Below are 24334 nucleotides of genomic sequence, written 5' to 3' on the forward strand. Positions count from 1 at the left end.
CTAGTTCCTGGACCAGTTGGTCGATGAGTTCGTTCAGTGCCGGTTCGGGCATGCCGGTCAGCTCCCGGCTGCGCAGACACCCGGTGGAGGGCCCTTCGGACGGGCCGTCGGCTGACCGCGAGTTCTTGGCTGCGCCGGCGGTGCCACGAGATTGAGGGTGGAGGGTGTAGTTCCAGTCGCCGTGGAAACGATGCCGGCTCATCGGCAGCGCATCGATCTCGTCGTCGGTGACCTTGATGCCGGTGTCGTAGGTGCCCGGGTCGAGTTCGGCGTGGACTTTCAGCCCCGTGCGGGTGGTGGTCGCCGCGATGCTGTTCACGATGACGTCGTGGCTGGTCAGCGGGCGGCCGCGCCAGTTCATGGAGATGTGGGAGAACAGCCGATGCTCGATCTTGTTCCACTTCGAGGTGCCCGGCGGCATGTGGCAGACCATGATGTCCAGGCCGGTCTCGGCAGCCAAGGCTGCGAGTTCCGTCTTCCATGTGCGGGTGCGGTAGCCGTTGGATCCGCCTGCGTCTGCAGTGATCAGCAGACGGGTGGCCGTCGGATAGTCGTGCCGACCTCGGGCCTGCCACCAACGGCGGATGGAGGCGACGGCGAACGCGGCGGTGTCGTGGTCGGTGCCGACACTGACCCAGCCGGTGTTCGCGGCGATGTCATAGATCCCGTACGGAATCACCTTGCCTGGCCCCTGCCGGTCCAGGAAGTCATGCGTCCTGACCTGCACCGGTTCACCCTCGGGCCGCCATTGACGCCCGCCGTTTTTGTAGTCCCCGACCAGCTCCTTCTTCTTGGTGTCCACGCTGATCACGGGGTCCCCGGCACCCATGTGGTCCTTGGCCTGGTCATTGATGTAGCGGAACTGGGCGTCACGGTCAGGATGCTGCGTGCCTTCAACGGTCTTGGCGTTGGCCTGCAAGCTGAAGCCCTCCTCCCGCAGCAAGTCCCCGACCGTGTCCGCGCTCACCCTGTGCCCCTGACGGGAGAGCTCGGCTGCGAGAATCCTGGTCGACTTCACCGTCCAACGCAGCGGCGACATCGGATCGCCCCGCTCAGCGGGTTCCACCAGTGCCAGTAACGCGGCACGCAGACCCGGATCGAGGTCCGCGGCCTTCTTCCGGCCACCACCAGGCCTGCGCACCCGGCCCAAAGGCTCCTCGCCGGCTTCCAGCTCGTCCACGCCCTTACGGACGGTCGTCTCGCTGACCTGGGCCGCCCGCGCGACCGCCCGGATACCGCCGTGTCCCAGGATCCGGGCCTCGGCCCCCATCAGCAGCCGCCGCTGCCGCTCATCGAGGTGCGGGAGCAAGACCCCGAACTTCACGGTGAGTTGCCTACGGACCTCATCGGAGACGCTCATATCACAACAACGAGCCGAATCACGCGAAGCAACACGTTGATTCTCTGCGAGCCCTTAGCTCAGGGCGTTTGGGGCCCTGATACGGGCCAGATTGCGGTCGGCTCCACCACCGCGGCTTGACCGCGCTGGACGGTGTCGGTTTGGAAGTCCGAATGGTAGGCGGCCTGCTGGGCGGCCTCGGGGCCGGTGCCGTACACGGCAGCATCCCGTTCGTAGCCGTTCCAGGACTGGTCCGGCCCGGGCTGGGACGGGATCAGACTGCTCGCACCATAGCCCTGCTGGTACGGCCCGGCGTGGGACGCAGCGGGGGCGTACGGGTCATACGGTGGGAACGGGTCCGCGTGGAACGGGGCTGGGGCGTGCCCGCTGTGTGACTGATAGGACAGCACCGGTGACGTCGGCTCCAGCGCCTCAACCGAGGCCGGGACATGCTCGTAGTCTCGGAAGCTCTCGGCCTGGGCGCCGACCTCGACGTCGGCATAGGCGGCATTGGGCACCTCATGCGGCGTGTCCTCCGCCTTAGTGATCTCGGCACCGTTCTCCCTGGTGCCCCACTTGGTCCTGTTCAGCGTGGCCAGAGAGTACAGGCGCAGCGGCAGCAGGAGACCAAGGTTGAGCAGGGCGTACAGCGGAGCGCAAGCGAAGGTGAAGATCCTATCGAGGAACGGGATGTTGATGGCTCCTCGCAGGTAGTGCAAGGACCTGACCCAGGACATGACGCAGATGTAGCCGGCATATCCGGCCAAGACCTTCCAGCCTGCGGGATGCATGGCGATGACGACCAGCGCCGCAAGCAGAGCGCTGGTGAACGCCACCCATGTAGCGAGTTCCAGGAGATTCAGCCACCAGAAGGTGCGGTGGATATATTTCAGGCGGACGGCCAGGAGGCTTCCCTCACGGAAGAACGATTTGCCCCAGCGGATCTGTTGACGGACGTAGTGGCCGAGTTTCTCAGGGACATCGGTCCAGCCGACCGCCGCAGGCTGGATGAGAGAGCGGCCCTCGATCAAGCAGTAGTAGGTCAGGCGGCGGTCGTCGCCGAAAGTGGCGGGCTTTCCGAGGAAACGCTGGTTGAGGAAGTCGTCAACGTACTTGCGGGCGACCCATCCACGGTATGCGGCCAAGGACCCGCACGCGCACAGGACGGAGCCCAGCCGGCTATATGCGACACGTTCGCCGAGGAAGGCGTTGACGTAGCGCATGTCGATCAGGCGGGTGAGCAGGTTCACTGACCGGTTGTGAGCGAGGACGAGTCCCGTCACGCAGGTGACCCGGCGGTGGTTGAAGGGAGCCAGCAATTCGTCCACGGCCCACTCGTCCAGGACTGTGTCAGAGTCGACGCAGACGTAGACATCAGCGCTGGGGGCGTCAGCGAATCCTGCGGCCAAGCCGTGCCGCTTGCCCCGGTTTTCAGGGAATCGAATCAAGTTGATGCTGATTCCAGCTGCGTGGAACTGTGGTCGTAGGCTTGCGATGACCTGTTCGGCATCTCGCGTGGCGGAGCAGTCGTCCACAACGGTGAGTGAGCCCAGTGGCCGCTTTTGTGCTAGGAGCGACTCCAGGCAGCGGCGGAGCATGGCCGGTGATTCGTTGTATACCGTGATGACGCCGTGGACTGTCAGTTGCTCCCCTGCCCGAGCATTTCCACGGCGTCTCGTCCTGCGGCCACGCCCGGGGCGGGGGATGGACAGCAGGAGCTTGAGCGCGAGGACACAGCCGACGGCGGTCCCGTAGCCCGACAGGTGCAGGTTCATATCCTGCCGCCCGCCGGAACGTTCGCGGTGACCGTGTGGGTCCTACCAGAGGAGCGCGCTGCAAAGTTGGCGCCGGCGACGGATCCCGCGTCGACCGGTTCCCAGGCGTCCAGCTGGCACCTGATGCCGTGGGAGACATCCACGTGCACGCCAACCCGTGCAAACAGTCCGTATCCGGACATAACTCCCCCCCGGGAGATAAGCATCTGGTGCGATGGAAGTGAAAATTACGTGTGGGGCATGTATATCATGCGGATAGTTGAAAGTGGCACAACATCACGGACTGGTCACAGGAGGGAACACCCGCAGGTAACCCTTGCAAGCCTTCGTTCGCTCCAGCAGCAATCGTCCGCGGGAGCCCCGACTGCGTCACCCTCTTTCAGCGCCCACCGCCCGTTGCCAGCGCTGACGCCTGCCTGCCCAGCGCAGGCTCCCTTCTCATCCCTATACAACGAACGGAGTCCCGTATGCAGGGCAGTGCCCGCAGCATCGCCGTCTTTGGTGCTGGCTACATCGGACTGGTCACAGCCGCCTGCTTCGCCCACCTGGGCCACCGGGTCACTGTTCGCGACATCCAGCCCGAACGCATCCGCTTGCTGAACGCCGGCGACGTCCCTATCCACGAGCCCGGCCTCGGCGACCTCCTGGCCGAGAACAAGGAGCGCCTGACTTACACGCTGGACGCAACCGAAGCCGTCCGCGACGCCCAAGTCGCCTACATTTGCGTCGACACCCCACCGACCGCCTCTGGAGACGCCGACCTCTCCCGCGTCTGGGCCGTCATCAACGCCCTCAAGGACGCACCCCACCTGTCCGCCGTCGTCGTCAAGTCCACCGTTCCGGTAGGTACCGGAGCCCGCATCAGGGCCGCTCTCAACGAGGCCGGCCTCGAGCACGTCGGCTACGCCTCGAATCCCGAGTTCACCGCCGAGGGTCGCGCCGTCACCGACTTCCTGCACCCCGACCGCATCGTCATCGGCACCGCCGATCACACCACCGCCGCGCTGCTGACCGAGGTGCACGCCGGAATCGATGGCCCGGTGCAACATATGGACGTCGCCTCGGCCGAAATGGTCAAACTGGCTGCCAACGCCCTGCTCGCCACGAAGATCACCTTCATCAACGAGATAGCCACTGTCTGCGAAGCGACGGGCGCCGATGTCAGCCACGTCGCCGACGCCATCGGCATGGATCACCGACTCGGCCGCCACTTCCTCAACGCCGGTCTCGGTTACGGCGGATCCTGCTTTCCCAAGGACTCCCGTGCCCTGCGCGCCATGGCCAGCAACAGCGGCTACTCCTTCCAACTCCTCAACGCCGTCATCGCGGTCAACGACCTCCAGCCCCGTCGCGCCGTCCAACGCCTCAAAGCCGAACTCGGCACCCTCAACCAGCGGCGCATCGCCCTACTCGGCATGACGTTCAAACCCGGCACCGACGACATGCGCGAAGCCCCCAGCACCGTCCTCGCCTCCCGCCTCCTCGCCGAAGGTGCCGCCCTCACCTGCTGGGACCCCATGGCACGCCCCGCCGACACAGCCCCCTGGGCCACCGCAGAACGGCACCCCACCATCATCGAGGCCATCACCGCCGCGGACGCTGCCGTCATCGTCACCGAATGGCCCCACCTCCACGACGTCGACTGGGAACAGGCACGCCCCACTATGCGCAACCCCTTGCTCTTTGACGGACGCAACATGCTCGACCCCGATGCCCTTTCACGTGTCGGATACACCTGCATGAGCGTGGGACGCGCCACAACTCGGCCCTAGCCCTGACGCCGTCATGCCGCACGCCACGCCAGCCGGTGGCAGCGGCGGCTGAACCAGCAGCACATGAGCATTCGCCGGTGGTTGCTGTACAGCAGCGGAGTACATCAACCACCGCAACTGCGGGTGGCTGCCAACGGCCGTCGATGGTCTCAAGACCAGCGTCTTAGACCGCAATGGCCGTCCGGCCGATAGTTCGGGACGAAGGGGTCGCCGTGCCACAGCCGTGCCAGATACAGGGGTCACCAGCGGTCAACAAGGGTGACTGGCGCGCGTATCCGTGCCCGCCATCTCGCCCGCCGAAGCAGCAGGTCACCTGCCCGACGCCCCACCCTCTCTCCTAAAGCGGTGGTCGGCGGCAGCCCGTGCCTTCTAGGGATTTAGAAGGGGGATGGTGTCGAAGCTTCACGAGCTCCCGGACCGACATGGCTCGGGGATCCCTTCTGAGCCACCCCCCTTGGTCGCGCGCTCTTCTTGCTGAGACAGCAGACCGACCCAATGTTCCGCAGCGTACGGGCAGGCACTGACAACGCCCGTGCACCACAGCCGCACCAGATAGGGCGGGGAACAGCGGGGAACCACGGGGAATCCGCCCCAGCCCAACGAGGCGGCAGATCCCCGGTTAGCCCAGGTCAACGCCCCAACTGCCCCCAAAAAGCATCGGCTTCACAAGCTGAGAGCGCGAGTTCGATTCTCGTCACCCGTTCCAGAGAGAAACCCCAAGTCAGCAGCCTGGTGTTTGTGTTTTGGGATGCTGGCTCGCCGGTGGCGTCGGCCAGCCTCTGGTCTTCAGACCGGCCCTGCCCCTTTCGGTGACGGCGGAGGAACGACCGCATCGGCCGTGAGGCTGCCGGTGTCGTGGCAGCCTCACGGCCGGGCAGGCCGACTCAGCGGGTGACCATGATGGCGTCGAGGATGACGGTGGATCGTCCGGGTGTGCTGCCGGAGAGGACCCGCAACTGCACCTTGTGGGTCGTGATGGTGGTGCCGAGCGTGTAGGTGAACACCACTTGCCGGTAGGCCGTCGTCGCGGCGTAGGTGTTCACCGTACCGACCGTTTTTTCGTCCACCAAGACCGCGAAGCGCCCGCCCGACGACTTCCGGGTTGCGACGATGCGCAGTTGGGTGCCATCCGCCGAGTAGGACACGTACGCGCCCTTAGTGGCGGAGGTGCGCTCGGTGCCGGACCAAGCGGAGGATGCCGCTACCGACTTCCAGGTGCCGGTGTAGTGCAGTGCCGTCGCGCGGTCGTCGAGCGGGATGCCGGTGGTCACTGCCTTGCTCCAGGGGCCGGTCTGGCTGGCGTCGTCGCGGGCGCGGACGTAGAAGCGGTAGGTGAGTCCGGGAACCGGCTGCACGGGGCTTCCCGCCTTGCCGAAGACCGCAGAGGTGGCCGTGGTGCCGGTGCGCCAGGTCTGCAGCGGCCCCAGCTTCCAGACGCCCGCACTGTCACGGGTGGCGGCCCGCCAGCCGACGTCGTACGACTTCACACCCGGGGTCTTGGCCGACCAGGCGACCGGCACCGCGGCGCTCGTTGCCGCGCTGCTCGCGACGGTCGGCGCGGTGATGGAGGCGGCGGGGACCGGTCGGCGCGGGGTCACCTTGCCGGTGACGTCGGCCGCCGCCCGGCCGGTCACCGTGTCGCGCACGGTCAGGGTCCAGGTGTACGCGCCGTCGGTAGCTGCGGTGCCCGTTTGCGTGGTTCCGTTCCACACCGGTTCGACGGTGCCGTCGGAGGCCGTACCAGAAATCGAACGGACCTGCGTGGTGCCGGACTTGAGGGTGAGCGTCCAGCTCACCGGCCGGTTGTAGGTCCAGGTGGGGGTCCAGGTGTCGGCCGAGCCGTCGCTGTTGGGGCTGAAGCCGGTCGGGGCGGCGGCCGACACAGCGGTGGGAACGCCTGCCCAGGTCACGTGGGTGACGCCGGCGTCGTCCATCCAGGCCGCCCAGGGCGCGTCGCGGTCGACCGCCCACCTCTCGGCGGCGGCGGAGTCGGCCTTCTGCGGGAGGGCGAACAGAGGCTGTGCCGCGGTTGCCGTGCCGCCCAGCGTCTGGGCGTTCAGCGTGACGCCCCCCGAGGACTTGGTGAAGGTGTAGAGCACGTCCTTGCCGAGGATCGGCGTGTGTACGGAGGCGTCCACGGTGGTGCCGGTCGAGTTGCCCGCCTTGAGCAGCAGGCTGGTGGTGGACGCGGCCCCGGAGGTGGTCAACAGGATCCGGGAACCTCGCACTTGGAGGTCGCCGGGCAGGCAGCTCACGGTGGCGGCGGTGGTGACGGTGCCGGTGGTCAGGTCGGTCCGCCTGATCCACCAGCTGGACGTCGTACCGTTCCGTACCGACGAGTATACGGCGCCGCCGTCCAGAGCGGAGCCGGAAGGCACCCTCTCCATGTGGCCGCTCGCGAAGGTGTAGAGGAGAAGCGTGCCGTCGGACGCGGTCGTCTTGTCCGACACCAGGACGTGCTCACCGTCGAAGTCCACGACGTGCACCTTCGAGACGTCGTAGTAGTTCAGCGGTGTCCCGACCAGCTTGCCGTCCTCGTACACCTGGAAGTGGCCCGGCTCGTAGGGGGTGCCCTGCTCGACCAGGACCCGGCCCCCGGCGGCGGCCAGCGTCTGGTGCACCAGGCCGGCGGAGTAGTTCAGCACGCGGGCCGGCGTGCTCGTCGAGGCCCCGGCCGGGGTGGCCGAGAGGCCCGAGCGGAGCAGGACGCCCTGCCGGCGGGAGGAGTCGTCGGCCGTGTAGAGCGCGCCGTCGGACAGCGCCAGGGCGTCCAGTCTGGCGGGGCCCGCGGGGATCGTGGTGGCGTCGCCGGTCGTGGTGGACACCCGGCCGTCGGTGAGGGTCTGGATCGCGGCGTCCACATCGGGCCGGTAGAGCGTCACGCGCATCTTGCCGTCGTCGCCGACCGCGAGGTCGGTGAAGGTCCCGCCGAGGTCCTTCGCCGGCGTGGATCCGTCCCTGGCCATCGCGAACAGCTCGGATACGCCGCCGTCGTCCACGCTGAACTGGTACCAGGCGAGCGTGTCATCGCTGATCCAGTGCGCCCCGCTGGCGGGCAGGGTGACGGTCGACGAGCCGTCCCCCGGGCGCCGACCGCTGCCACTCGGTCAGGGCTGCACCGTCGATGACCCCGACATGGCTGGGGGTGAACTCCAGGCCCTGAGGCAACTCGTCGGTCGCGGGCTCCGCCACGGTGACCGAAGCGCCGGTGGCGAAGTCGAGGTACACGATCTTGTGGTCCCAGCCGGGCGCGGTCCGCCGGAGCACCAGGGTGCCGTGGACGTCCGAGGCGAGGACTTCGTACTGCTCGTCATCGGACAACAGCGTCCGGTCCTCGTTGCCGGGTGTGCGGAGCAGCAGGCGCACTCGATGCGCGGAACTGTCGTCGTAGTAGCTCTGCTGGACGAGGATGCCGTTGCCGGCCTGCGCACGGTAGCGCTCGTCTCCCGCGGCTCCCGAACTGTCGTATGCGACAGGTAGAGTGTCCTGTTCACCGGAGTCGAGGTGGCGCAAGGTGACATGGTCAGCGAGATCGCCGTTCGGATTGGCTGAGGTGGCAACGGCCACCACTCCGTCCTGCACGGACACCGCGTCGACGTTCACCGTTTCGCTGGTGTCGGCAAGCCGGCCAAGATCCTGGGGTGTGCCTCCCGAGACGGCGAGCCAGCCGTGCGCCAGAGTGTCGGCTGAGGTCTTCTGACGCCAGACGACCACGTGACCGGAACCCGATATCTCATCTGCGGCAGGCACGGAAGTCGTGCGTGCGGCCAGCGTGGCGGAGACGTCGGTCGCAGCCGCGGCGGCTGCGGTGACCGGGGTGACCGCCTGGGCGAGGGCGAGAGCTGTGAGAGCTGTGATGGCTGCCGGAGCAACAAGGGAGCGGCATCTGTGCGAAGGCATGGAAGCCCGATTCTGCTCGGATCAACAAGGCGGGGATCATTGCACAGAGATCCGCGGCGCCCAGCGGTGGGGTCGCGATCTTTGCCTGACTTTCCGCTGAGGCCGGCGGGGGTGCAGCGAGGCATACGCGCGCCTGGTCGGTCGGCGTACCCGCCGTCGTGGCTGACGGTCGTCGGCTGAGGCTCAGACGGGTCACATCGAGGGTGCTGGCCGTCAGCCGAGTGCGGCAGGAGCTGGGCCGTCTCTGGGCCGTCCGAGGTCGCTCGACAGTGGCCAAGGACGACAGACGAATTGGTGGGCCCTGCCCTTGCCGCTGCTGCGGCTGGGCAGCATCGGCAACGCCTGGTCCGGGTTACGGATCTCGTCGGCCCAGGGCAAGGTGTGCAGCACCAGTTCGTCTCCCTGCCCGTGCAGCGCCACGAGGTACTGCTTGCCATACATCACGACCAAGGTCTACGGGCTCCTGCGCGCGGCGTTGGAGAAGGAGAACAGGACCGGTATCGCCACCTTCGGCCGCCCTGTCGGGATCACCTCTGCTCGCACGAGAGCACAGCTCCGGGCTCCAGTGCGGCGACCGAATTCCAGGTCAAGCTGCTCGGGAGAGAGGATCTGTGGTATCGCCCCTACGCGCCGGCTGCGGGGCGCAACCGAAACGGGGAAGCCGCATGAGCACATTGCGGGACCGCCGCACCACCGCCCGGGTCCTGGTCGTGGACACCGCACCAAATGAGATGGCGCTGACGGAGCTGGCTGCATTCGCCGACCTAGGCCTCGTACCGACCGTCAACCTCCGCCGCGTCACCGACGCGCAGTTGCGGGCCCGTATAGGCGCCCGCTATCAGACGGTGGACTTCGACGGATTCGCCGAAAACGAGTTGGCCGCGCACATCGAGGATGAGGGGCGCGGATTTGAAGCAGTGAAGTGCCGGGCCGGAATCCCGATCACCGCCTCCGTGTTGGAACGGGCCACGGCACGCTCCCTCCAGCGGCGCCTGGTGCTGGTCGGGAGGGCTGCGGTCGGATCCGACACGTTCGACCGCGCGGCGGCGCAGCGCCTGGGCGTCGCGATCCGCACGACGCCCGGAGCGAACGCTGCCGCGGTAGCTGAACTGACTGTGGCACTCATGCTCGACGCGCTGCGCGGTGTCTCGCGACGTGCGAACGCCCTGCGAGCCGGTTCCTGGAGCGAAGCGGTCAAGGACCTGCCCACGGGCAGTCTCGTGGATGCACGAGTGGGACTGGTGGGTTCGGGGGCCATCGCCCGTCGGGTGGCCGACCTGGTGCGCGCGTTCGGTGCCGAGGTCTGGGTGTTCGGCTCACCCCGGTTCACCGCCGAGCGAGCTGCAGGGTGGCCCGGCCAACGTGTTGAGCGCCTCGGTGAGTTGCTGGCCGGCTGTGATGTCGTGTCGGTCCATGTGCCGGCCACCCCGGAAACCGAAGGCATGATCGGAGCCGATCAGTTGCGTCTGATGCGGCCAGGATCTGTCCTGATCAACACCGCACGGACGAGCGTGCTCGATGAACGGGCCCTCGACCAAGCGCTGCGGGTCCCACATACCGGACCCTGGCGCGCTGCCGTTGACGTTTTCGGCACGGAGGGACCTTCCTTCTCCTCTGTGCTCGCGGACAACCCTCATTGCACCCTGTCCCCCCACGCCGCCGGCATGACCTGGTCCGCTATGCAGACAGCGTCCCGCCGACTCGTCGACGAGTTCGCGCGCTTCGTGAACGACACCGGCATACTCAACAGCGCAGCCCGCTGAAACGTGGCTGGATAACTTCCAGGCGCGCTGGAATGCTCGAAGCCTCCGGCCGTTCTGCACGGACGGTGTAGACAGTGTGCAACGGTCGGCTCAACCGTGGGCATGCCCTGGCCGACCAAGGAAGCAGCACTGTCCCTGCGGATTATCTGTCCGGGTGCGTCGCATCCCGCAAGGGGAAGGCCGTCATGCCTGCGTTGCTGTCTGCCCGTTACGCAACAACTGCCGCGAGCACGAAACTTGACGTCGCCTTGCGCCCCCCGCGCGGCTACGCACGAAGAAACCCCGCCAGGGATCACCCGGCGGGGTTCGACCTCATGGATCTGTCAAGATCACTCTTCGTTCAAGGCAGCTCGCAGGTAGGCGATCAGATCACCGGTCGGCACCTCGACCCAGGCGGCCCCAGGCACCCCGACGCGCATGACCTCATAAAGTTCCCCGTCCAACTCATGCACCAGAACCTGACGGCTCATTCCGTCCAACGGATCTACACGAAGGCGGACGGCGCCGTGCGTAATCGTCGGGAACATGTTCCGCAGCAACTCATCCGCACGGAGGCGGCGCAGAAGGTTCCATTGTCGCCGGTGGAAGTCGGACGACAGGAGGTCGGACCACTGCAAAGAGGTAGGCTCTCCACTTTCGAGCGCCCTGGCGAATTCGTCGAGCTCCATGAACTCGAATCGCTCATCCAACTCGTCGAGTGGTATGCCTTCCCGCCATGCAGCGATCGCCTCCACAAGCAATCCGAGATCCCCCGTCGAGCCGATCTCCCAGGTGAACCCGGGAATGCGGACACCCAACCGGAACAGACGTTCCTCGGCCGCAGGATCGACCGACAGGAAACCCCTCGTTGTTTCGATACTGATGACGTCGGCGGCCCAGGGCCCTAGCCCGATGTCGCATCCGCGCAGCTTCGCGGCCTCTCTCATAGCTGGTGCAAGGCCACCCGAAGCGGTCACGTCCGGGTACAGGTCTTTCCGATGGGTGTCCATATCCATTGGATTCCTTAGCAGTGGCAGTACCCGATGACCGACCCTTTCACGGGGTCAAGTTTCCCAAGCACCGGACTCCAGCTACTTGCCGAGGAGTGCCGGCAGCAGCGGGTGAACTCCCTGGTGGACTTGGACCTCGAACCCAGTCCCAAGGGGCACTACGCGCGTCGCCACAGCATCGCCAAGGCGATGCTGCACTACCTGCGATTGGTCTGCTTCAGCCGCGAGGACACCCGGGACGCGGGGTTCATCGAGACGGAGCACTTCGGGGTCCGCTTCAAGCACCGCCTCTCGCACTGGGAACTGGGCGGGGTATCGCAGCGTTAGCTGCGCGATCTGCTGTGGGACAGGATCGCGTCCCATGAAGTGGTGTAGCCGGGCAGGGTCCCGGAACGCGCGGGTGTCTGCCCGGGGCGTGCATCCGCTGGCCTTGCATGCTCCCTGAACAAGGGCAGGCCATCGCGCAAGTCTCTCTGGTGAACGGGCAGTTCGACCGGAGGAGCACGCGATGGCCTTGTCCCAGTCTGAACTGATGCGGCTGCTTGAGTCACTACGTCGGGCCGACGGAGTTGAAGCAATCAGGGTGGCGTGCGAGCGCATCCTGCAGGAGCTGATCGAGGCCGAAGCCACCGATGTGATCGGTGCCGCGCCGCGCGAGCACGCCGAGACGCGCACGACCTGGCGCAATGGACACCGGGAGAGGCTGCTGACCACGCAGGCCGGCGACCTGGACCTGAAGATCCCGAAGGTGCGCAGCGGGTCATTTTTCCCGTCTCTGCTGGAACGCCGGCGGCGGATCGACCGGGCGTTGTTCGCCGTGGTGATGGAGGCATACGTGCACGGTGTCTCGACCCGCTCGGTCGATGACCTGGTCAAAGCACTCGGTGCGGATAGCGGGATCTCCAAGTCCGAGGTCTCCCGCATCTGCGGTGAGCTGGACGAGGAACTGACCGCGTTCAAGGAACGGCCGCTGGACCACACCGTCTTCCCCTACGTCTTCCTGGACGCCACCTACTGCAAGGCCCGGGTCAACCACCGGATCGCATCACAGGCCGTCGTCATCGCCACCGGGATCTCCGCCACCGGGCACCGCGAGATCCTCGGGCTGATGGTCGGCGACAGAGAATCGAAGCCGTTCTGGACGAAGTTCCTGCGCTCGCTGCGGGCCCGCGGCCTGGAGAACGTCCAGCTGGTCATCTCCGACAGCCACAGCGGTCTGGTGGTCGCGATCCGCACCGTTTTCCTCGGCGCGGCCTGGCAAAGGTGCCGGGTTCACTTCGTCCGGGACGTGTTTTCGGTGATCGAGAGGGGCTCCGGGGAGATGGTGGCCGCCACCATCCGCACCATTTTCGCGCAGACCACCGGCGAGCAGGTGCGCACCCAGCTGAACGTGGTCGCCGACATGCTCGGACGGCAGTTCCCGCAGGTCAAGACGATGCTGCTGGATGCGGCGACGGACATCACCGCGTTCGCCGACTTCCCGCCGGCGCACTGGAAGAAGATCTGGTCGACCAACCCACTGGAAAGGCTGAACAGGGAGATCAAACGACGGGCCGACGTCGTCCAGGTCTTCCCCAACCCCGCCGCCCTGGACCGGCTCGCCGCCGCGGTCCTGGCCGAGCTCCACGACGAGTGGCAGGTCTTCGACCGCCGCTACCTCTCCGAAGCCTCCATGGCCGAGCTCTTCACCACCAAGCCGACCGAACCCGAACCCGAGATCACCCCACAACCGGAACCGAAACAGCTGCCGTGACTACACCACCCCGCGGGACATGACCTGCGAGCGAGCAGACCCGGCCGCAGATCGGCCCTGTACCGGAGACGAGCAAGCCCGGGAAGACCTCACACCTGCACACCGGATTTCTTGGCATGCCCACTTCCATACTAAGCGGCCGCTTGCTATCAACTGATGGCCTGCTTCTCGTCTCAGGGGGTCCCGTGAGATCGTCACAAGCACTCGCGGCGCCGGTCCCCGCGCCTGTACGGACCGGCCCGGTGCATGTTCCCGGACCTGCCCATGTGGCTCTCGCGCACTCGCGCTTGTCGGGGAACGGCTTCGCACGCCACGACAGCGTGAACGGCGACTCCCAACGCGGTTTCAGCGCGCACATCGGTCCCGCCCCCGCCGTTCGGCTTACGGGACGACTTCCGTTGGGCCAACGCAAGAGGGCCACGCTTCACAGCGCTGCCTTACGCAACGCCGCAGGTGCCGCGTTTCCGTCGGCACGCCCCACTTCCACCACTCCCGACCGCAAGGAGCTCCGATGCCTTTCGTCATGGTGCAAGCCTCTCTATGGCGCCGCAAGGCCTGCGTTCTCGGCGCCACCGTACTGCTCGGCCTGGCCGTCTCGTGGACTTCCGCAGCATCCGGCCATACCGCCACGGCGAAGGCCGGAATCGACACATCGGCATTCGACAACGTTCCGCTGAATCAGCTCTCCGTGTCCGGGCTGCACAACGCGTACGAGAGGAGCAAGTCCAAGTCGCTTACCAAGGGCCTCGATCTCGGTGCGCACCTGGTGGAAATCGACACCTACAGCACCTATGGCAACCCGGGCGGATGGATGGTGAGCCACTCGGACCCCCTGGCCAACGACAACAACTGTACCTACACCACTGGTTCGGGCGTGTTCAAGAAGACATGGCAGAACGGCAGTCTGAGAACCTGCCTGGACAACCTCAGAGACTGGGGCGACGCGCACCCCGATCACGACCCCGTCTACATCAAGCTCGAACTGAAATGGGGCTTCCGCTCCGGCGCGGGCATGGGACCTACCCAACTCGATCAGCTCGTGGCCAAACACCTGGGCGCCGACAATCTCTTCACCCCGGCCGACATGCTCGGCACCGCCTACTCCTCCCTCGACGCTGCCGCCAAAGCCGGAGCGTGGCCCACGTGGAAAGGGCTCCGGGGTAAGTTCATCGTCTTCCCCATCACCGGCACCATAGAGAACAAACTCGCCGGCTACGACCTGGACAACCTCTCCACCGAACAGGAGTACGCCCAGCATGTAGCCGACCTGGCGGCAGCCGGTCGACTCGCGCAGGCATCCATGTGGCCTGCCATGACAAAGCCGTCTCCCACTGGCGACCCCCGCCTCATCTACAGCCCCACACTGCGCCCCTGGTTCGTCATCTTCGACACTCAGGCCACCCGTTGGCTCGGTGACGGGTACAGCCTGTCGTGGTACTGCGGCAACCACTACCTCACCCTCGAAAGCGCGGCCGAAAGCGTCTCTCCGGCGCTGGATGACACCAATCCCGACCCGGTAGCCGCCGCACAACGCGTTCAGTACCTCGCCCAGCAGGGGCACTCCAGTATCACGACGTTCGACTGGATGAACACGCCCGCGGCATTCACGCTCTGGTCGCGCAACTGCTGAGACACCGTTGCCTTCGGTATCGGCAGGGCGTTGAGCGGGTCGTGCCAGACCTGATTGAGCGGCCTGGGTCCGATCCGGTTGTGCGGTCTGTGTTCCGGAGGGGGCGACGCCCACGGGGAGCAGGCTGCCGCAGCGAGTTCCATCAGGTAATCGTCAGGCAGAGGTAACCCTGGAAGGCCGCAAAGAAGTGGCGGCCGCCCCTTGGATCGGCTTCCGTCAGTGTCGGCGCCGGGAATTGAGACGGTCACGGCACTCCGTCGCTCGGCCCTCGTCCCGCACCGGGCGCGGGGGCCGGTGCCTTCTCGCGGCTGCCCGGGTGGCGTGCACGCCATACGAGGAAGACGGACGTGGCGGCCAGGCACCACGCGGCGAGTACCACATAGGGCTCGATGTGCTGGTGGTGAGGGAAATAGATGGCGTTGCGCTGGGCACTCACCGACGCGCCCGGCGGCAGGAACCGCCCCACGAGCCCCAGAGCCGGAGGGAGCAGCGGCCAGGCGACCGCGCCCCCCGAGGAAGGGTTGCCGAGGATGACCAGCAGCACCCATGTCGGCACGAGCGCCCAGCGGCCCAGAAACGTGTGGAACGCGGTGAAGATCATGCCTGCGGTGAACATGGTGAGCGCGCAGATTCCCCACGACTCAGGGAAGGGCAGCCGCACCACGCCGAGCACCCAGTCGGACATGGCGCAGATGGACAGGCCGCCCAGCACGGCGTAGCCCGCGGTGACGGCGATCCGTTCGGCGGGGCGCAGCGCCAGGGCGTGCACACCGAGCTGGATGGCGCCGACGAATCCGAGGATGGTCGACCCCAGGGTGATATAGAAGACCGCGAGCCCCTGAGGATCGGTTACCGGAAGGGGCTTGACGTCCCTGACCTGAACGGGGATGCCGAGCGCCCGGCCCACCACAGGGGCGCCCTGGCCCAGGACCCGGGCGACCGACGCACCCGCCGCGCTCGCCACGTCGACCTCCACCCCCGTCGGACGGCGCTGCAGGATCGCGAACTCCCGTTGCGCGTCGACCGCCGCGCGCGCTGTGCCGTAGTCGGAGTACGGATGCAGGGCCAGAGATGTGCTGAGCGTGTCCTCCAGCGCACTGACGAACCGTTCGCCCTTGACCGACCCTCCCGTCACCGCAACTGGGATGCGATGCGGTACGGGATTTGCCATCGCCCAGGCGTAGGCGCCGACGAAGAGGCCGGCGAGGGCCGCGACGACGAGCGAGATCACCACTGCGGGCAGGAAGCGCGAGGATGCCAGCCGTGACCGTCGGCCCTGAGGGGTGGGCTGCCGATGGGGATCCGCTGGGGACCGGTGCTCGGCCATGGATGTGATCGTATGCGGGGTGCGGAGCGGCGCCTGGCTGCCGTGCCGGGAGGGTCACCGGCATGCCGGAGCACCGGGGCAGGAACGTGATTCTCCCCGACGGGAAGACTTCCCGACGACGGCTGGACAGGGTGCGTCAGCGCCGGGGACGGGTGCCTTGCCTCTTGCGCAGGACGGCAATCGTGCGCTGACACCAGTCGTGGTTGCCTTGCTCGAAGGCCAGGCCGCGCAGGCAGGTCAGGTAGGGGCCGATGCGCTCGCCGTGGCGCAGAAAGTCCTCTTCGGTGCGCCCTGCGCGCATGCCCTCCAGCAGCTTGGTGAACAGTTCGATCTTGGCCTTGGCGAAGGCGGCGCGCTCGGTGAGCTGCCCGATCAGGGTCGCCGTGTCGATGTGGTCGGTGGCCTGGACCTTCACGAGCAGGTCGTCGCGGACGAAGGTGGGCTTGGCCGCGGTGGTGGTGAAGTGCTCCAGTTCCGCCAGTCCGGCCTCGGTGACCGTGAAGAGGCGCTTGTTGGGGCGGGTGTCCTGGACCACCTCCCGGCCCGCGATCAGCCCGTCCTTCTCCAGCCGGGTCAGCTCCGCGTACAGCTGCTGCGGCTGGGCGTGCCAGAAGTTCGCCACCCCGAGGTCGAACGCCTTGGCCAGCTGGTACCCGCTGAGCTCCTCGTCCAGCAGCGCGGCCAGCACGGCGTGCCGCAACGCCATCGGATCGCCTCCTCCCTCTACACATGGGCCCGCTCACATGATACTCATCATTGCGACTATTCATATTCATGAGTATCAGGAGGAGCCGTGACCCCAGCCGACCGCTTCCGCAGCGCCGTTGAAAGCCGCGACCTCGCGGCCCTGGACGGCCTGTTCACCGACGACATCCGCTTCTACAGCCCGGTGAAGTTCAAGCCCTTCGAGGGCAAGCCGATGGTGCTGGGCCTCTTCGGGGTCCTGCTGCGCACCTTCGAGGACTTCCGCTACGTCGGCCACCACACGGGCACCGCCGAGACGAGCACCGACGGCACCACCACCTCCTCGGCAGTCCTGGTCTTCCGGGCCACCGTCAACGGAAGGGAGATACACGGCATCGACCTGCTGCACTTCGACGACGACGACCGGATCAAGGAATTCACCGTCATGGTCCGGCCACAGTCCGCCGTCCATGCCTTGGGTGAGGCGGTCTTCAGCGGACTCGTCGCCGACGGTCTGGTCCCAGCGCCCGCCGAGGGGTGAACCGAGCGTCCGGGCCCGCCGCAGAAGTCGGCCGGCCGGCCGCTCGGCCGCGGCCTCGTCCCTGTGAACGCCGCCCGCGTGTCCACCCGGGTGAAGCTCCGTCGCCACCGCGGGCACGGCGCACGCCACCGGGCCGTCCCGGGAATCGTCCGGGACGGCCCCAGCCGCAGCACCGGCGGCCGGCCTCGGCGCGCCGGGTGACACGGGAGGGTCATCGGTGGGCGACACGCCGTATGTCAGAGCTCGTCCCGTCGAAGCTGCACGTAAGTCCGTTCGCCGTACGCGTCCGTGATGTCGATGGTGATGCTCTCCCACTCTTCGGCAGGCTCCTCGGGCACGTCACCCGTCCGGTACTCGGCCTCCGCCAGCAGTTCCTCGGTCACCCGGACGCCGGTGAGGCGCTCGGTCAGTGCGAACACCGCAGCCTTGCGATCCCCGTCGGGAGCCTCTTCACCTGCGGGATCGAGACCGACCTCCCTCATCACGCCGTTCAGCTCGTCGGGAGTGCTGCCGGACCTGACCGTGGGCCACTCGAAGGTAGTGCGCAACTCCCCGTTCTCGTACCAGTGGAAGAAGTCCATGGGCTTCCCCCCGTTACTCGAATGAGAGACGGCACGGGTCCCGGCGGAGAGGGCTTCCATCAGGCGAAGCGACCCCAGATCACCGCCGAGCACCAAGGCGAGGGTCCAGTCCCCTCCTCGGCCCCGAACGGTGCATACTCCCGCTATGACGGACTCGGCCCAGTCGTCGGATTCGCAGATGAGTTCCTGGTGCTGCTCGATCAGTTCGTCGAGCCCCTCGCACACACCCCGCTGCTCGGCCCCCGCCATGCCGAGCAACTGCGCAGGCGAGACTCCCCGCACCAAGGTCAAGGTGTACCCGACCTCCAGCGCGTACCTGAACGGCGAGGATGACGAACGTATCCAGCCGTAATCGGCTGCGGTAGCTGAGGCCATGCAGCGCATCCTGCCAGCGGCCACTGACACAGCGGAGCACTGGTCCGGGTTGAGAGCACCGACGCCCTGGCGGAGGCGCCCGGTGCCCGCACCGGCCGGGGCGGCCGGCAGTGGTGGGGGTGGCGGTTGGGCAGCACGCCCAGGCGCCAACCAAGGGGGTCGCGAGGCTCTACGGGGAAGTCCGCAAGGCCGTCAAGAAAATCGTCGACGGTGAGGTCGGGCTGCCGGCCTTCACTTCCCCGCCGAGTGCTGGCCCACCTGCCCGCCTCGAAGCTCACGCCTCGGCGCGGTACTCGCAACGGCGCCGCTACCGCAGCAGTGCCCGCTGAAGGCGGAGTCGAGTATCAGTCGTCCGAGTCGGCGATGCGGACCATCCCGCCGACCGCTCCGGTATAGGCCGTCTTGTCCTTGCCGATCACGATCGGCGCGTAGTGGTTGTTGTACAGCGGCCCGGTTCCGGCCAGCTTGCTCCACACCCGCTTGCCGGTGCACAGGTCCAGAGCCGTCAGGTACCAGGCGTCCGGTGCACCGAGCAGTCCTCCACCGGGCTTGTAGTCCAGTTCCGAAGCGGTGGGATGGGTGTAGGTGTAGAAGAGGCCGTTGCCCAGCGCCGCCTTGCTGACCACGCTTGGAACGCGCTCGGTGGTGTTGGTCCAGGCGACGGAGCAGGCGCGGTGCGCGTAATCCACGTGCACCCTGACCACACCGGGTGTCGTGTCGGGCTGCCGGCCGCCGAGTATCCCTTTGAGCAGTGGATGCTCGTCGAGTTTGTACCCGTAGTTGTTCTCAGCGATCAGATCGCCGCCGACCGCGACCAGGCTGTTCTCGTCCGCGCCTTCGCCGGCGGCGAAGATCGGCTGTTTGCAGACCTCGGTGGGCCCGGCCTTGCCACGGGCCACCACGACCACGTTCATCTTGGGGTCGGCATTGTCAGTGATCGCCACATATCCGCCCTCGGGACCGGATGCCGAGCCGATCAGCGTGGGGGTGGTGCCGCTGCCCTGGCTCAGCTGGCCGGGCTTCTGTCCGGTCCCCCGGTCGTACTCCATACGCCAGGTGACCTGGACCTCGCCGCCTGGTCCGGCGTCGAAGCGGTAGAGGGCGTGGTCGCTGACGATGAACACACCGCCGGACTCGTCCACCGCCAAGCTGTTGGCGATGCGCTCTCCGCCCAGAGTGTGTGTCGCCACCGCGCCGGTGGCCATGTCCAATGTCCCCACGACGCCGTTGCCGGTGACGAACCACAGCCGTCCTGACCAGTCCGGCAGAGCTGAGAGAATGCCGCTCGAGCCGGCGACCGCCGACAGGTCGTAGTGCAGCTGCTTGACCAGCTTGTCGCCTTCGATGGCCACCACGCTGATGCCACCGTCCTTGGTCGGGATGACCGCACGGTTGTGGTTGTCGAGGTAGAAGTAGCCGCCGCCGCTGACATCGGTGAAACTGGCAGACGCCTTGCCGGGCAGCGTCATGGTGTCGATGGTGGCGAGTGTGTGAGGGTTGAGCAGCACCAGTTTCGGGGAGAGACCCGGGGCCATACACACGCTGACGAGTCGGCCCTGGGAGTCGAAGGTGATCGACCCGCACAGCCCGCCCTGCAGCCTGCTGCTGACCGCCAGGTCCTTCCCGTCGGGGCCGCTACCTCTGTATGCGTCGGTTTGGTAGGCGTCGTCGTGCAGATTGCTGGACCCGTTGGGGGCCATGAACGGGTTCTGCGGTATGTCCGGTGCGGCGATGGGATGAGGAGTCGCCGGCTGCCCCAGGAAGGGTTCCAGGCCAGTGCCTCGGACGTCGCCAGGGATCGGTACGGCGGGCAGTTGGATTCCGTCCGCTGCGGCCGGCAGTGCGGTCATGCCTAACGTGGCCGCCGCAAGCACCAGACCCAGACTCCTCTTGAGCATGGGTGGACCCCCGGTTCACTATTCGAATGTGAGTGGTCGAGGACGCTAGTGCGCCTTGTCTGACAGCACAATGGGTCGATCGCGTATTCACAGGTTCGCAGCAGCTCTGCCTCACACGTGGACCTCCGTTCGCCTCACAGCCCCGAGGGTTGCCCAGCACCTGCGGCGGCTTCACCGCTGTCCACGGTTCTGGTGCGGCCGTGGCCAAGGCGGTTGCCGACGTGGACGTCGAGCGAATCTCCGGTCTCGGGTCTTCCAAGGAGAGGGCCTGTGCCGCAGGATCCTGCGCATGTCTCGACGACGGTGCAGCGTCTTCCGTGTGCGGGTGTGGGTCGTCCTGTGTGTCCTGCTGTCAGCGTGGGGCAGTGCGCTGGCCAGTGGCTCTGCGGCTTCCGCCGCCCCGTTTGCCTCCCGGGACTACACCGGGCACCTGACCTCAGGCCGGCTGCTCCGCTCCTATGTCGTCCATCTGCCGCCAGCGCACGCCACACCGGCCGGGCTGCCTGTGGTGCTCGCGCTGCACGGGCGGTGGCAGAACGTCACGGGCATGGAGGAGCTGACCCACCTGGACGAGGTGGCCGACGCAGACGGATTCGCTGTCGTGTATCCGGCAAGCGTCTTCCTCGGCTGGTCCGACAGCAGAGATGCCACGTGGGCGTCCCGACTGGGCGTGGACGACGTTGGTTTCATCCGCGACCTGATCGACCATCTCATCGGCACCGACCATGCCGACGCCGCACGCGTATACGCGACCGGCTTTTCCAACGGAGCCATCATGACCGAACTGCTCGGCTGCGAGCTTGCCGATCATCTGGCAGGGATCGCCATGGTCGCGGGGACGATGCCTGTCGCCATGTCGCCCTCCTGTCATCCCCGGCGCCCGCTGCCGGTGATGATGATCAACGGGATGGAGGACCCTCTCATTCCCTACGAGGGAGGCGCCTCCGGAGTGCACGGCAACCAGGCAGCGCTACTGTCCGTGGCGGACACCGCCGCAAAGTGGCGTACCGTCGACAGCTGTATCGGCGATCACGTACGGTCCCTGCCACCGGTACCAGGCGACCGGACAGCCACCCGAGTCGAGGACGCGGTGACCTGCCACGGAGCAACACAGGTTGAGGTCTACACCGTGTCCAACGGCGGACATACATGGCCAGGCGGCAAGCAGTATCTGCCTCCTTCACTGGTAGGGCTGACAACGACCCAGTTGGACGCTTCGGAAGCAGCATGGACCTTCTTCCGTACGCACGCCGCCGGATGAGCTGTACCGCTGACGCTGTGACGTCCATGGTGGGGTGGCCGGCCGATGGAGCCGTGGAGCATGTCGGAGACGAAGGGTTCGCCTGCTGTGGGGAGCCGGCTTGCGCTGCAGCGCCGCATGGGCGAGAGATCACTTTATTCCGGCGGTGGCTGGAATGGGTCGTCACGACAATCCTCGTATGAAACATGCCCTACGGCGGAGGCGTACTACCCCTCGTGCGTGGCAGCACCGAGTCCGAGACAGGGGGACGGCGATGACGGCCGAGGAAGTCGACGCCGAGCAGATCCGTCAGACGTGCGAGCATGTCCTGTGGGCGGAGCCTCCGCCCGCTGGGGAACGGGACCGGCTCGGCGCTCTACTGGCGGAGCACGCTCGGCTTCTCGCTCTTGAAGTCGCCTCACGTGTGCCCAGGATGCGTGGGGAACGACAACGAACCGCCCAGCACGTCCTCAACCACACCCGCCGCATACTCGATCAACGGACCAACGGACCGGAATCGGATCTCTGGGACCTTGCGGCGCAGTGCCGGGCACTCCTCACCCTCTATTTGGCCCATGGCTCCTGGACAAACGGGCAGGCCGCCGCCGTCGGTGGTGCGCTCCCAAAGAGTGCGGCGGACGCCATCGGGAAACGGCGTTGAGCGCACACCGACTGAGGGCGAAGTCCACTCCCATGTGACTGCCCTGGTGTTGGTGATCGCCGACTGCCCGTCCATCGCCAGACGTGCGACGAGAACACCCTCCGTGTCGTCGCCGTGCCCAGCTCCACCTTCGACGGCAGCCATGCGCCTGTCGCCGACACCGCCGCACCCTGAACGCCTGGAGACGCGCACCGGCCTGCACACACCCCATCCGCGTCGACGGGACTTCGGGAGCGATGGCCGCCCCCTTCGCGACACCGACCCGGTCTTGGACTTCCGGCTGCCGCAGCTCGCCTCCACCAACCACAAGTACGGCCTGGTCATACCCAGGGTCGGCTGGACACTGCGGCGCAACGAGGAAGCTCCCCCCGACAACCCACTCCCCACGCCGGGCGCTTTGGCGAGGACATATCAACGCTCGAACTTCTCACGCCGGGGCGCGCAGATCGCCGCCCAATGCCAGAATTTTCTGCACGTGGGCTTCGACCGCCACCGGCGGGTGCAGCAGACCCGCCGGGATGTCGCTGCCCGGCCGGCCGGCGGAATCTCCCAGCTCAGCCCGTTCGAGCTGATCACGATCGCAGCCAGACGCCGGTGTTCGCCTTCCGCCTGGGCGGGGGCATCGACAACCTAATCCCGACAGCACCCACGGCATTGCGACGGAGCGGAAACCATGCACCCGAGCCGGCCGGGCCGTCACCGATCCGACAGTTCCACCCCATGCTCACCCGCCCCGAACAGGGGCCGCGCGGGAGGAGGCAACACATGTGCCGCCTGTTCGGACTGACCAGCGCGCCCGAGCGCACAAGCGCCACCTTCTGGCTGCTGGACGCCCCGGACAGCCTCAGTGATCAGAGCCATCGCGAACCCGACGGCACCGGGCTGGGCTACTTCGGGGCCGACCGAAGCCCGCAGATTCACAAGGCACCGATCGCCGCATACCGGGACCGCGCCTTCGCCAATGAGGCCCAGCGGGTGGAATCGGCGACCTTCCTCGCGCACCTGCGGTACGCCTCCACCGGCAGCCCGGAGACCCGCAACACCCACCCCTTCGAACAGGAAGGACGGCTGTTCGCGCACAACGGAGTCATCGAGGGTCTCGACCAGCTCGACGACCACCTCGGAAGCGACCGCGCACTCGTCCAGGGCGACACCGACTCAGAACGGTTCTTCGCGCTGATCACCCGGGAGATCGAAAACCACGGCGGTGACGTCACCGCTGGCATCCGGCATGCCGCAGAGTGGGTGGCCCATAACCTGCCCGTCTACGCCCTCAACGTCATCCTCACCAGCCCTGACGAACTGTGGGCACTGCGCTACCCCGCCAGCCATGAGCTGTACGTTTTGGAGCGCCCCGCAGGCGGACACCACGGCACCCGGCACCTCGATCACAGCGGCAGCAACAAACACATGCGCATCCACTCGGCTCATCTGGCCTTCCACCCCTCCGTCGTCATCGCGAGCGAACGGATGGACGACAACCCCCACTGGCGCCTCATGGAGCCGGGCGAGCTGCTACACGTGGACCAGCACCTGCACACCGCCAGCCACCTCGTCCTCCGTCGGCCCCCCACGCACCGACTCACCCTCGCGGACCTGCACCCCGAGGTCGCGGCCTCACAAAGTGACGCGTACGTCCGTGCACCGGACTGAAAGGAGTCCACGTGGCGGGGGCACGGACCCGCCGATGTCCTTGCGCCTGGCCAGGGCCGATTGCGGTGCCGCTCACTTGTCGTTCCACGGGCGCAACAGCCCGTGTGCTGTGAGCGTCAGCGACCGGCTGGGAAGCGACCGCCACTTGACTGCTCGCTTCCGCCGATGGCCGCATGCGTCGTTACGCCGCGCCGGAGTGCGCCTCGGCGGGGCGTACGGCAACGTGACGGCCAAGGTGAAGCCGTCACCGCAGGTTCCATCCCTTGTTCTTCGCAGGGAATCCCGGCCTTCAGGCCGGGCGGGAGTGCGATCCTCGGCTCGGAGGCGCGCAGCGCCGGAGGCCTCTGCGCTTGCGTGGTGACGGTCAGTTGGGCGCTTTTGGTTCTCGATGTAGTCCTTGACGATGCTCAGCGGTGCGCCGCCGCAGGATGCTGCGAAGTAGGACGGGGACCA

General features: G+C 66.9%; 18 protein-coding genes and 1 pseudogene. 8 read left to right on the forward strand and 11 right to left on the reverse strand.

The features are described 5' to 3' along the window. Positions 1–1360: ISAzo13 family transposase (locus LZ604_RS34775; RefSeq protein ID WP_234520161.1), on the reverse strand; the 1360-nt coding region annotated here is incomplete at its 3' end. Positions 1361–1419: 59 nt separating this feature from the next. Next, a complete protein-coding gene (locus LZ604_RS34780) occupies positions 1420–3114 on the reverse strand; it encodes a glycosyltransferase (protein WP_267972212.1) in 1695 nt (564 codons plus the stop codon). A 467-nt stretch (positions 3115–3581) separates the two neighbouring features. Between LZ604_RS34780 and LZ604_RS34785 the strand changes: the two genes are divergently transcribed. Beyond that, on the forward strand, positions 3582–4886 hold the full coding sequence (locus LZ604_RS34785; RefSeq protein ID WP_234520163.1) for a UDP-glucose dehydrogenase family protein: 1305 nt from the start codon (positions 3582–3584) through the stop codon (positions 4884–4886). 884 nt (positions 4887–5770) lie between these two features. Here LZ604_RS34785 and LZ604_RS34790 read toward each other — a convergent pair. From LZ604_RS34790 to LZ604_RS34800, 3 genes are all read right to left on the reverse strand, one after another. Further along, positions 5771–7885 carry a hypothetical protein gene (locus LZ604_RS34790; protein ID WP_234520165.1) on the reverse strand — a complete coding sequence of 705 codons (2115 nt, stop codon included), beginning with the start codon at positions 7883–7885 and terminating at the stop codon, positions 5771–5773. Positions 7886–7910: 25 nt separating this feature from the next. Further along, positions 7911–8786 carry a hypothetical protein gene (locus tag LZ604_RS34795; protein ID WP_234520167.1) on the reverse strand — a complete coding sequence of 292 codons (876 nt, stop codon included), beginning with the start codon at positions 8784–8786 and terminating at the stop codon, positions 7911–7913. A gap of 213 nt (positions 8787–8999) precedes the next feature. Beyond that, positions 9000–9236, reverse strand: coding sequence for a hypothetical protein (locus LZ604_RS34800; RefSeq protein ID WP_234520169.1), 237 nt, complete (start codon positions 9234–9236; stop codon positions 9000–9002). A 215-nt stretch (positions 9237–9451) separates the two neighbouring features. Between LZ604_RS34800 and LZ604_RS34805 the strand changes: the two genes are divergently transcribed. Beyond that, positions 9452–10549 carry an NAD(P)-dependent oxidoreductase gene (locus LZ604_RS34805; protein ID WP_234520171.1) on the forward strand — a complete coding sequence of 366 codons (1098 nt, stop codon included), beginning with the start codon at positions 9452–9454 and terminating at the stop codon, positions 10547–10549. Positions 10550–10878: 329 nt separating this feature from the next. Here LZ604_RS34805 and LZ604_RS34810 read toward each other — a convergent pair whose 3' ends face one another. Then, a complete protein-coding gene (locus LZ604_RS34810) occupies positions 10879–11544 on the reverse strand; it encodes a hypothetical protein (protein WP_234520172.1) in 666 nt (221 codons plus the stop codon). 27 nt (positions 11545–11571) lie between these two features. On the opposite strand from LZ604_RS34810, the gene LZ604_RS34815 reads away from it, so the two are divergent. The 3 genes from LZ604_RS34815 to LZ604_RS34825 all read left to right on the forward strand — a co-directional run bounded on the left by LZ604_RS34815 (position 11572) and on the right by LZ604_RS34825 (position 14921). Continuing rightward, positions 11572–11865: a hypothetical protein gene (locus tag LZ604_RS34815; protein ID WP_234520174.1), complete on the forward strand. Its 294-nt coding sequence runs from the start codon at positions 11572–11574 to the stop codon at positions 11863–11865. 181 nt (positions 11866–12046) lie between these two features. Continuing rightward, complete coding sequence (locus tag LZ604_RS34820) at positions 12047–13291, forward strand: IS256 family transposase (protein WP_234520175.1); 1245 nt, start codon at positions 12047–12049, stop codon at positions 13289–13291. A 511-nt stretch (positions 13292–13802) separates the two neighbouring features. Beyond that, positions 13803–14921: a Ca2+-dependent phosphoinositide-specific phospholipase C gene (locus LZ604_RS34825; RefSeq protein ID WP_234520177.1), complete on the forward strand. Its 1119-nt coding sequence runs from the start codon at positions 13803–13805 to the stop codon at positions 14919–14921. A 244-nt stretch (positions 14922–15165) separates the two neighbouring features. Here the strand turns inward: LZ604_RS34825 and LZ604_RS34830 are convergent, their stop codons facing one another. Together LZ604_RS34830 and LZ604_RS34835 are read right to left on the reverse strand one after the other, a co-directional pair. Next, positions 15166–16248 (reverse strand): ABC-2 transporter permease, encoded by a 1083-nt coding sequence (locus LZ604_RS34830; RefSeq protein WP_234520178.1) that lies wholly within the window; start codon positions 16246–16248, stop codon positions 15166–15168. A gap of 136 nt (positions 16249–16384) precedes the next feature. Further along, positions 16385–16954, reverse strand: coding sequence for a PadR family transcriptional regulator (locus LZ604_RS34835; RefSeq protein WP_234520180.1), 570 nt, complete (start codon positions 16952–16954; stop codon positions 16385–16387). Positions 16955–17041: 87 nt separating this feature from the next. On the opposite strand from LZ604_RS34835, the gene LZ604_RS34840 reads away from it, so the two are divergent. Further along, positions 17042–17473 (forward strand): nuclear transport factor 2 family protein, encoded by a 432-nt coding sequence (locus tag LZ604_RS34840; protein WP_234520182.1) that lies wholly within the window; start codon positions 17042–17044, stop codon positions 17471–17473. A 236-nt stretch (positions 17474–17709) separates the two neighbouring features. Here LZ604_RS34840 and LZ604_RS34845 read toward each other — a convergent pair whose 3' ends face one another. Both LZ604_RS34845 and LZ604_RS34850 read right to left on the reverse strand, forming a co-directional pair. Next, positions 17710–18453, reverse strand: a complete 744-nt coding sequence (locus LZ604_RS34845; protein WP_234520184.1) for a DUF6461 domain-containing protein — start codon at positions 18451–18453, stop codon at positions 17710–17712. 320 nt (positions 18454–18773) lie between these two features. Next, positions 18774–20129 (reverse strand): hypothetical protein, encoded by a 1356-nt coding sequence (locus LZ604_RS34850; RefSeq protein ID WP_234520186.1) that lies wholly within the window; start codon positions 20127–20129, stop codon positions 18774–18776. Between the two features lie 517 nt (positions 20130–20646). On the opposite strand from LZ604_RS34850, the gene LZ604_RS34855 reads away from it, so the two are divergent. Both LZ604_RS34855 and LZ604_RS34860 read left to right on the forward strand, forming a co-directional pair. Beyond that, positions 20647–21588 carry an extracellular catalytic domain type 1 short-chain-length polyhydroxyalkanoate depolymerase gene (locus LZ604_RS34855; RefSeq protein ID WP_234520188.1) on the forward strand — a complete coding sequence of 314 codons (942 nt, stop codon included), beginning with the start codon at positions 20647–20649 and terminating at the stop codon, positions 21586–21588. Between the two features lie 1405 nt (positions 21589–22993). Next, complete coding sequence (locus LZ604_RS34860; protein WP_234520190.1) at positions 22994–23881, forward strand: class II glutamine amidotransferase; 888 nt, start codon at positions 22994–22996, stop codon at positions 23879–23881. 369 nt (positions 23882–24250) lie between these two features. Here the strand turns inward: LZ604_RS34860 and LZ604_RS34865 are convergent. Beyond that, a pseudogene (locus LZ604_RS34865) lies at positions 24251–24334 on the reverse strand (transposase); the annotation flags it as partial.

It is taken from the genome of Streptomyces glomeratus, assembly GCF_021462825.1.
GTDB lineage: Bacteria > Actinomycetota > Actinomycetes > Streptomycetales > Streptomycetaceae > Streptomyces > Streptomyces glomeratus.